This window comes from Defluviicoccus vanus, from assembly GCF_014672695.1.
GTDB lineage: Bacteria > Pseudomonadota > Alphaproteobacteria > Rhodospirillales > Defluviicoccaceae > Defluviicoccus > Defluviicoccus vanus.
The window spans coordinates 50001-63325 of sequence record NZ_CP053923.1; the positions used below are offsets into that span (position 1 = coordinate 50001).

Sequence of the window (13325 nt, forward strand, 5' to 3'; positions counted from 1 at the left end):
ATCGATCGCGTGGGGTGGGTCGCCCGCGGCCGGGCCGGCGCCGGGCTCCTGGCGATGGTCCTCTACGGCAAGTACGGACTTCATTTGCCGCTCAACCGGCAAAGCGAGGGCTTCGCCCGCGAAGGCATCGACATCGACGTCTCGACGCTGGCCGACTGGGTCGGCGCCTGCGCCGCGGCACTGTCGCCGTTGGTCGAACTGATCCGCCGCCATGTGCTGGCGGCCGGGCGCCTCCACGGCGACGATACGACGGTGCCGGTTCTCGCCAAGGGCAAGACGGTGACCGGCCGGCTGTGGACCTACGTCCGCGACGACCGCCCCTTCGGCGGCCCATACCTCGATGGAACCGGGCCGCCGGCGGCGGTGTACGTCTACTCCCGCAGTCGCGAGGGCGAACACCCGCGCCGGCACTTGACCGATTACGCCGGCATTCTGCAGGCCGACGCGTTCGGCGGCTTCAACGCGCTCTACGAGCCGTCGCGCAAGCCGGGGCCGATCACCGAGGCGGCGTGTTGGAGCCACGGCCGGCGCAAGTTCTTCGCGCTGGCAGATGTTGCCAAGGCTCCGCTGGCAATCGAGGCGGTGCGGCGGATCGACGCCGTCTTCGATGCCGAGCGCCCCCTCAATGGGTTGCCCGTCGAGCAGCGGCTGGCGCTGCGCCAATGCCGCGTGGCGCCGCTCGTCGGCGAACTGGAAGCCTGGATGCGACGCGAGCGCGCCCGGCTCTCCCGCCACAACGAGGTGGCGAAGGCGATGGACTACATGTTGAAGCGCTGGCCCGCCTTCACCCGCTTCCTCGAAGATGGGCGGATCTGCCTGACCAACAACGCCGCCGAGCGAGCGTTGCGTGGCATTGCCCTCGGCAGACGCAGCTGGTTGTTCGCGGGATCCGACCGCGGCGGCGAGCGGGCCGCCGCGATCTACACGCTGATCGGGACGGCCAAGCTGAATGACGTCGATCCGCAGGCCTGGCTCGAGGATGTGCTCCGCCGCATCGCCGACCACCCCGCCAGCCGCCTCGCCGAACTCCTCCCCTGGAACTGGCGACCCCAGGCCCTCGACGCCGCCGCAGCCTGAAACGAGGACCACCCGCGGCCTTCGTCGGATGGTTACGCATCATCCAGGTGCTGCTCGGTCACGCCAACCTGTCGAGCACGGCGCGTTACACGCGGGTCTCGAACGTGCTGATCCGGCGAACGCAGAGCCCCCTCGACCGGCTGGCGCTGGAGGTCGTGCCGCCGACCTGACCCGGCCGCATGATGGCGGCTGCATGGGAAGTGGCGGATGTCTTCCGCCGCCACGGCGATTCATATCGGCGCATGCATGACGGTCACCTGGGCCGCGTCGAGCGGCGGGTGATGAGCGCCATCGCCTTGTGCCGGACAGCGGCGCTGGGCGGCCATGCCGAGAGCTGCGCCGATTGCGGCTTCGTTCGCTACGCCTACAACTCCTGCCGCAACCGGCACTGCCCGAAGTGCCAGGGCCGCGCCCGCGTCGCGTGGCTGGCGGCCCGGCAGGCCGAGCTCCTGCCGGTTCCGTACTTCCACGTCGTCTTCACGGTGCCGGCGCCGGCGGCCGAGATCGCCTTCCAGAACAAGCAGACGGTCTACGCCATCCTGTTCCGCACGGCGGCCGAGACGCTGCGCAGGATCGCCGCCGACCCAAAGCACCTCGGCGCCGAGATCGGGCTTGTCGGCGTACTCCACACCTGGGGCCAGACGCTGCGTAACCGTCCGGCGAGGGCCGCCTTCCGACCGGGGCATGAGTGTGGCTTGTCTTTGCACCGGTGCTGACACTGGTGTTTGCACCGATGCGAGAGGCGGTGCGTGGTATGGCGCAGGTTCACGTTCTCACTCACCCCGAGCGGCGGCGGCGGTTCAGCATCGGGCAGAAGCGGGCGATTGTCGCGGCGGCGTTCGCGCCGGGAGCGATCGTTGCGGACGTGGCGCGGCAGGCGGACGTTTGCACCAGTCTGGTTTATCGCTGGCGACGGGAGATCGGGCATGCCGAAGGGTTCGCCGAGGTGCTGGTGAGGCCGCTCGTCGACGCCCGGATCGATCATTGCCGCGATGACGGCGGCGATGACGCGGGTGGCGTGCCGGCGGTCGCGACGGCTGCAGCGGCTCATTCCGGCGCCGGCGAAGGTTCGTCGCTGCCGGCGATCGAGATCGAGTTCTCCGGTGCGTCGCGGGTCCGCATCCCCGCATCGGTGCCGGCGGAGCTGGCGGCGGCGGTGATCGCGGCGCTGCGCCGCCGATGATCCCGGTTCCGGGCGGGGTGCGGGTGTGGCTGGCGGTCGGCCGGACCGACATGCGGCGCGGCATGAACGGCCTGGCGCTGCAGGTGCAGGAGACGCTGAAGCGCGATCCGCATGGCGGCGATCTGTACATTTTTCGCGGGAAACGCGGTGACCTGATCAAGATTCTCTGGCACGACGGGCTCGGGATGTCGCTGTACGCGAAGCGCTTGAGCGTGGCCGGTTCATCTGGCCGTCTCCCGCCGATGGTGTCGTCTCGATCACCCCGGCACAACTCGGCTATCTGCTTGAAGGCATTGACTGGAGGAACCCGCGCCACAGCTTCCGGCCGGACCGGGCGGGCTGACCGCGGCGGCGCGTCGCGGGATAGGTTTTTTCGCGAGTCGAGCGGCCGGTTTTGTGATTCCATCGGCGGCATGACCCCGTCGCCCGACATCCTGCCCGACGATCTCGAAGCGCTGAAGGCGGCGTTGCTGGCCGAGCGGTCGGCCCGGCTCGAGGCGGAGGCGCGGGCGTCGGGCGCCGAGGCGATGGTGGCGCATCTGAAGCTGATGATCGCCAAGCTGAAGCGCGAGCGCTTCGGGCCGTCGTCGGAGCACCGTCGCCGTCTGCTCGACCAGCTGGAACTGCAGTTGGAGGAGCTGGAGGCGACCGCCGCCGAGGATGCCTGTGCCGCCGAAGCGGCTGCGGCCGCCGTGGCAAAGCCCCGCCGTGACGAGAGCGTTGTTCCAGGGACCGGCCGCCGCCGGCCGGTGCGGGCACCGTTGCCGGCGCATCTGCCGCGTGAGCGCGTCGTCATCCCGGCGCCGTCGGTCTGTCCGTGCTGCCAGGGCAAGCTGGTCAAGCTCGGCGAGGACGTCACCGAGACGCTGGAGGTGATCCCCCGGCAGTGGAAGGTGATCCAGACCGTCCGTGAAAAGTTCACCTGCCGGGCGTGCGAGCGGATCACCCAGCCGCCGGCACCGTTCCACCCGATCGCCCGCGGCCGGGCCGGCGCCGGGCTCCTGGCGATGGTCCTCTACGGCAAGTACGGACTTCATTTGCCGCTCAACCGGCAGAGTGAGGGCTTCGCCCGTGAAGGCATCGATCTCGACGTCTCGACGCTCGCCGATTGGGTCGGCGCCTGTGCCGTGGCCCTGTCGCCGCTGGTCGAGTTGCTCCGCCGCCATGTGCTGGCGGCCGGGCGCCTCCACGGTGATGACACCACGGTACCGGTGCTCGCCAAAGGTAAGACCATCACCGGCCGGCTGTGGACCTACGTCCGCGACGATCGCCCCTTCGGCGGCCCACACCTGGACGGAACCGGGCCGCCGGCGGCGGTCTACTTCTACTCCCGCAATCGCGAGGGCGAACACCCGCGCCGGCACTTGACCGATTACGCCGGCATTCTGCAGGCCGACGCGTTCGGCGGCTTCAACGCGCTCTACGAGCCGTCGCGCAAGCCGGGGCCGATCACCGAGGCGGCGTGTTGGAGCCACGGCCGGCGCAAGTTCTTCGCGCTGGCAGATGTTGCCAAGGCTCCGCTGGCAATCGAGGCGGTGCGGCGGATCGACGCCGTCTTCGATGCCGAGCGCCCCCTCAATGGGTTGCCCGTCGAGCAGCGGCTGGCGCTGCGCCAATGCCGCGTGGCACCGCTCGTCGGCGAACTGGAAGCCTGGATGCGACGCGAGCGCGGCCGGCTCTCCCGCCACAACGAGCTGGCGAAGGCGATGGACTACATGTTGAAGCGCTGGCCCGCCTTCACCCGCTTCCTCGAAGATGGGCGGATCTGCCTGACCAACAACGCCGCCGAGCGAGCGTTGCGTGGCATTGCCCTCGGCAGACGCAGCTGGTTGTTCGCGGGATCCGACCGCGGCGGCGAGCGGGCCGCCGCGATCTACACGCTGATCGGGACGGCCAAGCTGAATGACGTCGATCCGCAGGCCTGGCTCGAGGATGTGCTCCGCCGCATCGCCGACCACCCCGCCAGCCGCCTCGCCGAACTCCTCCCCTGGAACTGGCGACCCCAGGCCCTCGACGCCGCCGCAGCCTGAAACGAGGACCACCCGCGGCCTTCGTCGGATGGTTACGACGCTGCAGCATCATCCCTATGTCCATTGCGTCGTGCCGGGTGGTGGCCCGTCGCTCGACGGCGCCCGCTGGATCGCCTGCCGGCCGGGCTTCTTCTTGCCGGTCCGCGTCCTCTCTCGACTCTTCCGCCGGCTGTTCCTCGACGAACTGCGTGTCGCCTTCGAGGCCGGCCAGCTCTGCTTCTGCGGCGATCTCGCCCACCTCGCCGACCCGGGCGTCTTCGCTGTTCGCCTCTGCGACCTGCGGCGCGTGGAATGGGTCGTCTATGCGAAGCCGCCGTTCGGCGGACCCGAGCAGGTGCTGGCGTACCTCGGCCGCTACACCCACCGCGTCGCCATTGCAAACTCGCGCCTCGTGACCGTGACCGAGGATGAAGTCGCCTTCCGCTGGAGGGACTATCGCCACCACGGCAAGTCGAAGGTCATGACCCTGGGCGCCGACGAGTTCATCCGCCGCTTCCTGCTTCACACCCTGNNCCGGACGGCTTTCATCGCATCCGTCACTATGGCTTCCTCGCCAATGGCCATCGCGCCACGAACCTGGCGCTGTGCCGCCAGCTGTTGGGCGCTCCATCGAACATTGAGCCCGCCACGGACGCCCCACCGGAGTCGAAGGAAACCACTGCGTTCGAGCGCTGCCCCTGCTGCGGCGGCGCAATGATCACCTTCGCCATCCTCCTGCTACCATCGTCCCGTCCCCCGTTTCGGCAGGACACCTCATGAGCCGCCCGCATGCTTGCCGCCGCTCCTCCAGACCGGCACCGTCGCTGTCGTGTGCCGGCACGCACCGTCTTGCCCAACAGCTTTCCCGGCAGCGCCAGGGCCGGCGTGGCGCCGCTCGAACGCGCAGTTCCGTTCGCCGCCAGCATCGATCGCCTAGCAGCCTGTCGGACTTGCGTCTCGGGCGTCGCCGGACCTGCGTAGGGATCGGTGCGTCGGCGCCTCTGTCAGCGCCATTTTGGGCGGTGCGGTCGCGCTGGCGCGCCTGCGGAACTGGCCGCGCAGGCTAGACGGCGCGGCTGAGGTGCGAACATCCGCTTCAGGTTCCATGCCATGGTTACAAGCCTCCACTCGCCACGGGCGGCATTGAGCCCGCGCAGCAGGAACTGCCGGAACCCCAGCACGGACTTGATGATGCCAAACACTGGCTCGGGCGTCTGCTTGCGCAGGGCGTAGAGCGCGCGGCCCTGCGGCGTGCGCAGCCGATACGCCATCGCCTGAACCGGGGTGGGGTCTTCGGGCGCCGGTGGCGCCGCAGCGAAGCGCTCTTGCAGGCTGAGATGATGCGCCTCGCGACCAAGTGCGATCAGCGGTTCGATCCCGCCGGCCACACAGGCCTGCACATTCGCCTCGCTGAAGTAGCCATTGTCCGCCAACAGCATGTCCGGCCTGCCGAGCACGTCCGGCAGAGTGCCGATCTTGTCCAGCATGGGTGTAAGCTGCTGCTTGTCGTTGGGCGCCTGCACCACGTCGGCGACCACCACCAGCAGACTGCCCGCCGCCACCGCCGCCTGCGCATTGTAGCACTGCTCAAAACCGCCGCCCGCCACCGCCATGATGCGGCTTTCCTCGTCGGTCAGATTGATCTGATCCGTGGGCAGCGGCGTCGCCACCGGCGGCTTCGGCTCACGGCCCGTGGGCTTCTTGCCGGTGGCCGCTGCCTTGGCGTCCCGTGCTGCGAGTTTCGCCTGATGGTCTGCCTGCTCCCGTTCGAAGCGTTCCTTCGCGCGGGCCTCGATCTTCGCCCGGGCCTCGGCGAGCCTGGACAACCGTTCCTCACGTCGCGCCAGTTCGTCGGGGATCGACATGCCGTCAGCGATGTCCACCTGGTCCGCCGCTTCTGCCTTGGCCATGAGATCGGCCACTTCGGCCTGCAGTTGGGCCTCCAGCTTGCCCGCATGGTCATAGGACAGCGCGCTGTGCCGGCTGGCATTGGCGTGGACCTTGGTCCCGTCGAGCCCGACCGTTCCCAGCTTCAGCACGCCCATCTCGCGCGCGAGCACCAGCACCTGGACGAACAGCTTCTCGATCTGCGGCAGAAAGCGTCGGCGGAACGCGGCGATGGTGTCATGGTCCGGATGATCGTTCGCCGCGATGAAGCGGAACGCCACGCTGTCATAGGTCGCCCGCTCCAGCTTGCGGCTGGAGAACACCCCGGTGGCGTAGCCGTAGATCAGAATGCCCAGCAGAAGGCTGGGGTGGTAGGACGCTTCCCCAGAGCCACGGTAGCTGCCGGTCATCGGCCGCAGATCCAGCCCCGCGATCACCTCCACCACGAACCGCGCCAAGTGCCGCTGCGGAAGCCACTCGTCCACCGACGGCGGCATCAGAAATCCGCTGTCGCGGTCGATCGGGCGGAAGTTGCTCATGCCGAAGAGGTCCGGGCCGGGGGCGTGAATCCATGCCCGGATTCTATAACCCACAGCTCCGCCTCGCGTTAAGTCCGACAGGCTGCTAGGCGATCACCGTATGCTGTGCGGCGACAGCACGAAGGCCGACGACGTCATCCGCGTCATGAACGGCGAGAAGGCAATCCTGTTCGCCACCGACCCGCCGTATCTCGTCGACTACGACGGCACCAATCATCCGTCGAAGCAGGGCGCGGCTGACAAGAACAAAGATTGGGGCAACAGCTACGGCATCACCTGGGACGACTCCAGCCAAGGCCCGGAACTCTACGAGGGTTTCATAAAAGCCGCCATCGAGCACGCGATCCTGCCGAACGCCGCTTGGTACTGCTGGCACGCCAGCCGCCGCCAGGCGATGGTCGAAGGCGTGTGGGAGAAGTTCGGCGCCTTCGTCCACCAGCAGATCGTCTGGGCGAAGGACCGCGGCATTTTGACGCGCTCGTATTACCTCTGGCAGCACGAGCCCTGTTTCTTCGGTTGGCTGAAGGGCAACAAGCCGCCCCGGGTGTCGGACGATTATCCGAGCACGGTGTGTGCCTTATGCCGAAGTCGGCATAAGGCGCATTATGCCGACCTCCGGATTATGCCGACGTAGGCTGGTAAGGTTCTGATTGTCCTCATGTCTGTTGTGTCAACGGCGGAGCAATTCTGGGCCACTGTAGCGGAGTCAAAGCAGGCCATTTGGGCGAGAGCGGTGCAATCACGGCAAGGGGCCCGATCGGGCCCCCTTGCCGTGCGTCGGCTTTGCCTCGGGGATCAGGGCTTGCTGGTTTTGCCGGTCTCGGGATCGACGGTCTCGGCGGTGGTCTGGTTTTGCTCCGCCCGATCGGCTGCGGTGGGGGGACGGCGACGTCCGGCGGATTGCTTCAACCGGTAGCTGTCGCCGTTCATGGTGAGGATATGGACGTGGTGGGTCAGGCGGTCGAGCAGCGCGCCGGTGAGCCGTTCCGATCCCAGCACCGAGGTCCAGTCCTCGAACGGCAGATTGGAGGTGACGAGGGTCGAGCCGCGCTCGTAGCGCTGGGAGAACACCTCGAACAGAAGTTCCGCCCCGGTCGGCGACAGCGGCAGGTAACCGAGTTCGTCGACGATGAGCAACATCACCGACTGGAGATCGCGTTGCAGCTTCAGCAAGCGGCGCTCGTCACGCGCCTCCATCAACTGGTGCACGAGGGCGGCTGCGGTGGTGAAGGCGACGGTGAACCCCTTCTGGCAGGCGGCAAGAGCGAGGGCGAGCCCGACATGGGTCTTGCCGGTGCCACTGTTGCCGAGCGCGATGACGTTCTCCCGGCGCAGGATGAACTCGCAGCGGGCCAGCTCGAGCACCAGCATCTTGTTGAGGCTGGGAATCGCGGTGAAGTCGAAGGTGTCGAGGCTTTTGACCGCCGGGAAGCGTGCTGCCTTGATCCGCCGCTCGACCATTCGGCGTTCTCGGTCGATCAGTTCGAGTTCCACCAGGCGCAGCAGATAGCGGGGATGATCGACGCCGTCGCGTGCGCATTCGCGGGCGATCTTGTCGTATTCCCGCAGAACGGTCGGCAGCTTCAACTGCTTGAGGTGATGCGCCAGCAGAACCTGCGGTGTGCCGCTTGTCGTTCCCGCCGGCATCGCATCAGCGCCCGCCTTGCCGGTCATGCCGTTGTCCCGGGAACGAGAACGGCGTAGTCAGCCGCCGCCGTCATCCTGACGTCCATTTTCGGCAGATGTGGATAGGCCGTCAGGTCGAGCCGGGCCGGCCGCCGCTCGACGCGCGCCAGAGCAATCTGCTTGACCGCATCAAAGCCGATGACGCCGAGCCGGATCGCTTCGCTGACCGCGCTCGCCACCATCTCCATCGGGATCGCCTCCATCAGCCGCAGCACCTGGATGAACTCCCGCCTGCCGCGGTTGCCCATGCGCGCCTCGAGGAGATGGCGCAGGTGCTGGAACGCCTCCGGCAGATCCCAGTCTTTCAGCGCCGCCGCCTGGTCGAGGGCATTCGGCTTCGTCTCGATCAGCGCCAGATAGTGCAGCGGCTCGAATACGAAGGTGCCCGTGCCATAGCAGCGACGATGCCGGGCGATCGCCTCGCCGGCACAAAGGATCACCACCTCGTCGACGAAGCCCTTCACCACAACATCCCGGAAGCCGTATGCCGTCGGTACCGAGTAGTCGTTGCCGCGGTAGCGGACCAGGGCGGTCGATGAGACACGGGCCGCCCGCTTCTCGCTCGGCTCCAATGGCACCGCCGGCAAATCCCGGAAGGCTTCGAGGTCGGCGACGAGACGCTCGCCGATGGTTTCGCCGTGGCGACCGGCGCGTTCGCCTCGTCGCTGCCGGCAGCGCTCTTCCAGCATGGCATTGAGATCGTCGAAGCTTGCCGCCTGGGGGATCGGCGTCAGGAAGTTCGATCGAGCATACTTCACCAGCCCCTCGACCTTGCCCTTGTCGTTGCCCTTGCCGGGACGGCCGAAGCGATCCTGGAACAGGTAATGGCTCTGCAGTTCCGTAAAGGCCCGGGTGCGCTCCCGCCTGCCGTCGCCGCAGATCTTCGCCACCGCGAGCGTCGTGTTGTCGTAAAGCACCGACAACGGCACGCCGCCGAAGAATGCGAATGCCGACACATGCCCGTCGAGGAAGGCTTCCGTCGTCTCCGCCGGATAGGCCTTCACGAAAGGAGTATCCGATTGCGGCAGGTCCATGCAGAAGAAGTGGATCTTCTGCCGGACGCCGCCGATCACGCCGATCGCCTCGCCAAAGTCGACCTGCGCATGACCGGACGGATGAGCCAACGGCACGAAGGTCTCCCGCAATCTCCCCCGAGCAACCCGGACGTAGTCCCTCACCACCGTCAGACCGCCGGCATAACCGTGCTCGTCGCGCAGTCGCTCGAAGATCCGCTTGGCCGAATGCCGCTGCTTCGAAGGCGCCGTCCTGTCGGCCTCGAGGATGGCGTCGATCACCGGCAGCAGCACCCCGAGCTTCGGCTTCTTCACCGGCTTCGTTCGCGTGTAGCCGGGCGGCAACGAGAACCGGCACATCTTCGAAACCGTCTCACGGCTCAGCCCGAACACCCGGGCCGCCTCACGCCGGCTGTTGCCCTCGATGAAAACGAAATGCCGAACGGCGGCGTAGACTTCCGGCAAACATCCCCGGCCGCCCCCACAAAAAAGAGACAGCCTAACCACTGGCCAGATTTTACTCCGGCGCGGCAGCACCAATCACCGCCGCTACGTGGCCTAATTTGTCACCGCCATACACAGCGATCCGCTGCGCTTCGGCTTTTGGCTATGATCCACTTCGAGGGTGGTTGCCGGATGCTATCTTCGCAATGAGCTAGCGGCTGCTCCTGTTCAGCTTGGGCTTGTACCGCGCTAACAGAACGCATTCCTCATCGAGATATGCTGATATCTCTCCGAGCGGCGTATGCACTGTGGTTCCTGGGCGAGCATAGATGATGCCGTGACACCCTTCGTGCAACGCATCCCGCCATCGATGACCCTCCTCAATCGGCGTTGCTGATTTCTCGCCATTCAGTGCCTTTGATACATCTCGCCGCCATGCGCCGAACCGCTTTTTCAAAGGTGCCTTGCTGGAACCGACGCGGACGATTTCATCCTCAACCGTGAAAGCGTATACGCATTTTTTGAGCGCTGTCGTTTCAAGATCGGTCAGCTCAATACGAAACTGATTCTCCTCGATCCAGAATTCGGCGACCGGCTTCAAACCATATTCTTTAATCTTTTCCGCGTGCATGGTGCTCCCCGTTGAGAAATCTATTACACAGCACGTGACGTAGCCAGTGTGTGGACGGCCCCCGGGTGCAAGGGTTGAGGGCGAAAAATCTGATCTGGTGCGATGGCAGTCGTGTGTCCGGCCTGTTTTGCGCGGCACGCTGTCCGCTGGCCCAGATGGGTTCCGCGATCCACGCCCAAACGGATGGGCGGCCTTGATGGCCACCAGGCTACCCGGGCTCTTTAGATCGTCGGCTCGACCGATCAGCATCTCTCCGTCCTCAGCCCTGCACCTGCGGCATCAACGAGTGGTCAAGCGGTTGCCGGCTGGCGATACGCCTCTCCACTCGTCATCATGGCCCAGACGATGCGGGCCATCTTGTTGGCCAGCGCGCATAGGGCGGAATAGCCCCTTGGCGTATTCCGCCGGATGTTGCAGCCTCGAAGTCTGCCGTACTATTGGCAACTCTAAATAGAGGGCATCTCCTTAGTCCTACTGCGTCATACGGCGCAATATGCAAGAGTTATTGCGCCCTATGCGGATTGATTGACCCCGGCTGGAACACGTTGACACTATGGGGGAAGATCCTGGCGTGTCGGCGTTTACCTATCGCCGATCCCGATCTCCCCGTGTTGTGACGCTGTGGGCACCATAGCGGACCGCAACGCGGCATTGTCCTGCAACGACGCGCCTGGGATATCGCTGCAGTACTTTCGCTCTGAGGACAAAGGGTGTGGCCGAAGGCTCAGCAACGCCCCTTCTTCGCCTGTCCGGGCGGGCAGAAACCACCGTCGTTGCCGGAGTCGATGTCGATAGTGGCCGGCTTCACCCTGACGGACGGCCCGTCCACGCGAGCGGTACACGACGCTAGCAGCGCCAGTATCAGCGCGGCAGAGAGCACTCTGAACATTGACGCAAAATCCTCGTCAGACGGTTGGGCGCACATGTGCGAAGCGGAGGATACACCGTCGCCGGGTTTCGACGATGTGAGGGTCATTACAGACGCAGGCGCAAGCCGAGCTCGAAGCGTTGGTTATGGGATTTCTGATCAGTTCGTTCGAAATGCATCCATGAACTGCTCAGGCGTGACGCCGGCCTGTTTCAGGACGCCGATGAGCGTTCCAGTTTTCAGCTCTCGATGATTTGGGACCACGCAACCTACGGCACCGCGTCGCATGACGATGTGGCTGCCGCGCTGTCGGGCGACGACAAAGCCTAGCGATTCAAGTGTTCTGACGACCTCCACGGCGGAAACGCGCGGCAGCTTACCCACGGACCTCCACCTCGAACGTGGTCACAAGCGGGCGCCCCGAGGCGACGAGCGGAAACTCTTCGAGATAAAGCGCTGTCGCCTCGCGAAGATTGGCCAGCGCCTCTTCCACCGTTTCACCTTGCGTCGTCGTTCCGGTCTCGGGATTGAAGGCGGTCAGCCCACCTTCCGTGGCAGGCATGAGAACGGCGGTCAACAGCATGTCTACCTCTCGAAACATGGTTGGTAAGTAGGGTATTCCGAGCCTGGACCGCTGCCAAGCGGAACGTCGGAGAGGGAGGAGAAGCGGACTCGATTTCACAGCCGGCGATCGACGCACCTGATGCTGTGGACGGCTCTCCACCCGGCATCGGAGTGCCATAGAGTGGTTATTGCTGAGGTAACCACGCTGAAAAGGAGAGCCGCCCGTGGGACAGGTTACGACGATTGGTCTTGATATCGCCAAGTCCGTATTTCAGGTCCATGGCGTCGACGCCGATGGACAGGTCGTCCTCCGCCAGCGCCTGACCCGCGCCCGCGTCTTGCCATTTTTCCGCAAACAGCCGGCATGCCGCGTCGGCATCGAGGCGTGCGCCACGGCGCACCACTGGGCGCGTGAACTCCTCACCCTTGGCCATGAAGTCCGGCTGATGCCGCCGGCCTACGTCAAACCCTACGTCAAGCGGCAGAAGAACGACGCCGCCGACGCCGAAGCGATCTGCGAGGCGGTCGGGCGGCCAACCATGCGCTTCGTCACACCGAAGACGGTCGAGCAGCAGAGCGTGATGATGCTGCATCGCGTCCGGCTGATGCTGACCCGCCAGCGCACCCAGGTCGGCAACGCGATCCGGGCGCACCTGGCCGAACTGGGCATCGTGGCGCCGGTCGGCCGCAAGGGGCTGGCGAGCCTGCTCGCGATCATCGCCGACGAGACCGACGCACGGCTGCCGGCGGCCATGCGCTGTTGCCTCGCAATGCTGGCCGAACAGCTGCAGCTTCTGAGTGTGCAGATCCAAGAGAACGACCGTGCCATCCGTGAAACGATCCGCACCAGCGAGGTCGCCCGCCGGCTGATGGCAATCCCCGGCGTCGGTCCGCTGCTCGCCAGTGCCCTGGTCGCCAGCATTGCCGATCCGGCCACGTTCAAGTCCGGCCGCAACCTCGCCGCCTGGATCGGCCTCGTTCCGAAGCAGAACTCGAGCGGCGGCAAGGAGCGATTGGGGAGCATCAGCAAGCAGGGCAACCGCTATCTGCGGCAGTTGCTGGTTGTCGGCGCGCTGGCCGTCATCCGCCAAGCCCAGCGATACGGCAGCAAGCGGGCCTGGCTGATCGGGCTGATGGGCCGGCGGGCCACCCGGGTCGCGGCGGTGGCCCTTGCCAACAAAACGGCGCGGATGGCCTGGGCGATCATGACCTCGGGTGAATCCTACCGCGAGCCGAAGGCGGCCACGGCCTGATCTTGGAAGTAAAGACGCGATCCACCGAGCAGGACAAGGAGATTGGCAAGGGCAATCAGGCAGGTGATGCGGACAACGGTCGACACCGTCGGGGCGGGAAAACCCATTTATCCCAGCGCACGTCTTTCGAGTGCGGGCTCTTGGTTGGGACTCGTCCCCGCGAAGAAGGCA

Annotated in this window: 11 protein-coding genes and 5 pseudogenes (1 of these 16 only partly in view); 9 read left to right on the forward strand and 7 right to left on the reverse strand. The window is 66.0% G+C overall.

What is annotated here, in order from left to right; all coding sequences use genetic code 11:
- The 7 genes and pseudogenes from tnpC (HQ394_RS00215) to HQ394_RS00245 all read left to right on the forward strand — a co-directional run.
- A pseudogene (tnpC, locus tag HQ394_RS00215) lies at positions 1 to 1077 on the forward strand (IS66 family transposase) (it extends 582 nt beyond the left edge of the window).
- 47 nt (positions 1078 to 1124) lie between these two features.
- On the forward strand, positions 1125 to 1247 hold the full coding sequence (locus HQ394_RS20320; protein ID WP_263053750.1) for a hypothetical protein: 123 nt from the start codon (positions 1125 to 1127) through the stop codon (positions 1245 to 1247).
- A gap of 12 nt (positions 1248 to 1259) precedes the next feature.
- Positions 1260 to 1760 (forward strand): annotated as a pseudogene (locus HQ394_RS00225) (IS91 family transposase); the annotation flags it as partial.
- A 5-nt stretch (positions 1761 to 1765) separates the two neighbouring features.
- Positions 1766 to 2260, forward strand: coding sequence for an IS66-like element accessory protein TnpA (gene tnpA / locus HQ394_RS00230; protein WP_223291677.1), 495 nt, complete (start codon positions 1766 to 1768; stop codon positions 2258 to 2260).
- A gap of 62 nt (positions 2261 to 2322) precedes the next feature.
- A pseudogene (tnpB, locus tag HQ394_RS21410) lies at positions 2323 to 2412 on the forward strand (IS66 family insertion sequence element accessory protein TnpB); the annotation flags it as partial.
- Between the two features lie 261 nt (positions 2413 to 2673).
- Entirely contained in the window at positions 2674 to 4290 is a 1617-nt protein-coding gene (gene tnpC, locus HQ394_RS00240) for an IS66 family transposase (RefSeq protein WP_190261519.1), read from the forward strand.
- Positions 4291 to 4330: 40 nt separating this feature from the next.
- Positions 4331 to 5049: pseudogene (locus HQ394_RS00245) on the forward strand (IS91 family transposase); the annotation flags it as partial.
- Positions 5050 to 5339: 290 nt separating this feature from the next.
- Here the strand turns inward: HQ394_RS00245 and HQ394_RS00250 are convergent.
- Positions 5340 to 6695 (reverse strand): annotated as a pseudogene (locus tag HQ394_RS00250) (IS1182 family transposase); the annotation flags it as partial.
- Positions 6696 to 6795: 100 nt separating this feature from the next.
- On the opposite strand from HQ394_RS00250, the gene HQ394_RS00255 reads away from it, so the two are divergent.
- The gene (locus tag HQ394_RS00255) at positions 6796 to 7329 is read left to right on the forward strand and encodes a hypothetical protein (protein WP_223291740.1); all 534 of its coding nucleotides are present in this window, start codon (positions 6796 to 6798) and stop codon (positions 7327 to 7329) included.
- A gap of 161 nt (positions 7330 to 7490) precedes the next feature.
- On the opposite strand, the gene istB is transcribed toward HQ394_RS00255, so the two are convergent.
- From istB to HQ394_RS00280, 6 genes are all read right to left on the reverse strand, one after another.
- Positions 7491 to 8369: an IS21-like element helper ATPase IstB gene (istB, locus tag HQ394_RS00260; RefSeq protein ID WP_317628947.1), complete on the reverse strand. Its 879-nt coding sequence runs from the start codon at positions 8367 to 8369 to the stop codon at positions 7491 to 7493.
- Positions 8366 to 9859 carry an IS21 family transposase gene (istA, locus tag HQ394_RS00265; RefSeq protein ID WP_190261520.1) on the reverse strand — a complete coding sequence of 498 codons (1494 nt, stop codon included), beginning with the start codon at positions 9857 to 9859 and terminating at the stop codon, positions 8366 to 8368. The genes istB and istA overlap by 4 nt, the downstream gene beginning before the upstream one ends.
- Positions 9860 to 10049: 190 nt before the next feature.
- Positions 10050 to 10469: a GIY-YIG nuclease family protein gene (locus HQ394_RS00270; protein WP_190261521.1), complete on the reverse strand. Its 420-nt coding sequence runs from the start codon at positions 10467 to 10469 to the stop codon at positions 10050 to 10052.
- A gap of 724 nt (positions 10470 to 11193) precedes the next feature.
- Complete coding sequence (locus HQ394_RS19295; RefSeq protein WP_223291741.1) at positions 11194 to 11358, reverse strand: hypothetical protein; 165 nt, start codon at positions 11356 to 11358, stop codon at positions 11194 to 11196.
- 138 nt (positions 11359 to 11496) lie between these two features.
- Positions 11497 to 11721 carry a type II toxin-antitoxin system HicA family toxin gene (locus HQ394_RS00275; RefSeq protein WP_190261522.1) on the reverse strand — a complete coding sequence of 75 codons (225 nt, stop codon included), beginning with the start codon at positions 11719 to 11721 and terminating at the stop codon, positions 11497 to 11499.
- Complete coding sequence (locus HQ394_RS00280; protein WP_223291742.1) at positions 11714 to 11914, reverse strand: type II toxin-antitoxin system HicB family antitoxin; 201 nt, start codon at positions 11912 to 11914, stop codon at positions 11714 to 11716. Before HQ394_RS00280 ends, HQ394_RS00275 begins: the two co-directional genes overlap by 8 nt.
- Positions 11915 to 12125: 211 nt before the next feature.
- Here HQ394_RS00280 and HQ394_RS00285 point away from each other — a divergent pair, with 211 nt between their 5' ends.
- Positions 12126 to 13154: an IS110 family RNA-guided transposase gene (locus HQ394_RS00285; RefSeq protein ID WP_190261523.1), complete on the forward strand. Its 1029-nt coding sequence runs from the start codon at positions 12126 to 12128 to the stop codon at positions 13152 to 13154.
- The last annotated feature ends 171 nt before the right edge of the window (positions 13155 to 13325 follow it).

Excerpts from the sequence above, each read along its gene's own strand:
- tnpC (WP_190261519.1), top strand. The coding sequence starts at position 2,674 with ATGACCCCGTCGCCCGACATCCTGCCCGACGATCTCGAAGCGCTGAAG.
- HQ394_RS00255 (WP_223291740.1), top strand. The coding sequence starts at position 6,796 with ATGCTGTGCGGCGACAGCACGAAGGCCGACGACGTCATCCGCGTCATG.
- istB (WP_317628947.1), bottom strand. The coding sequence starts at position 8,369 with ATGACCGGCAAGGCGGGCGCTGATGCGATGCCGGCGGGAACGACAAGC.
- HQ394_RS00270 (WP_190261521.1), bottom strand. The coding sequence starts at position 10,469 with ATGCACGCGGAAAAGATTAAAGAATATGGTTTGAAGCCGGTCGCCGAA.
- HQ394_RS19295 (WP_223291741.1), bottom strand. The coding sequence starts at position 11,358 with ATGTTCAGAGTGCTCTCTGCCGCGCTGATACTGGCGCTGCTAGCGTCG.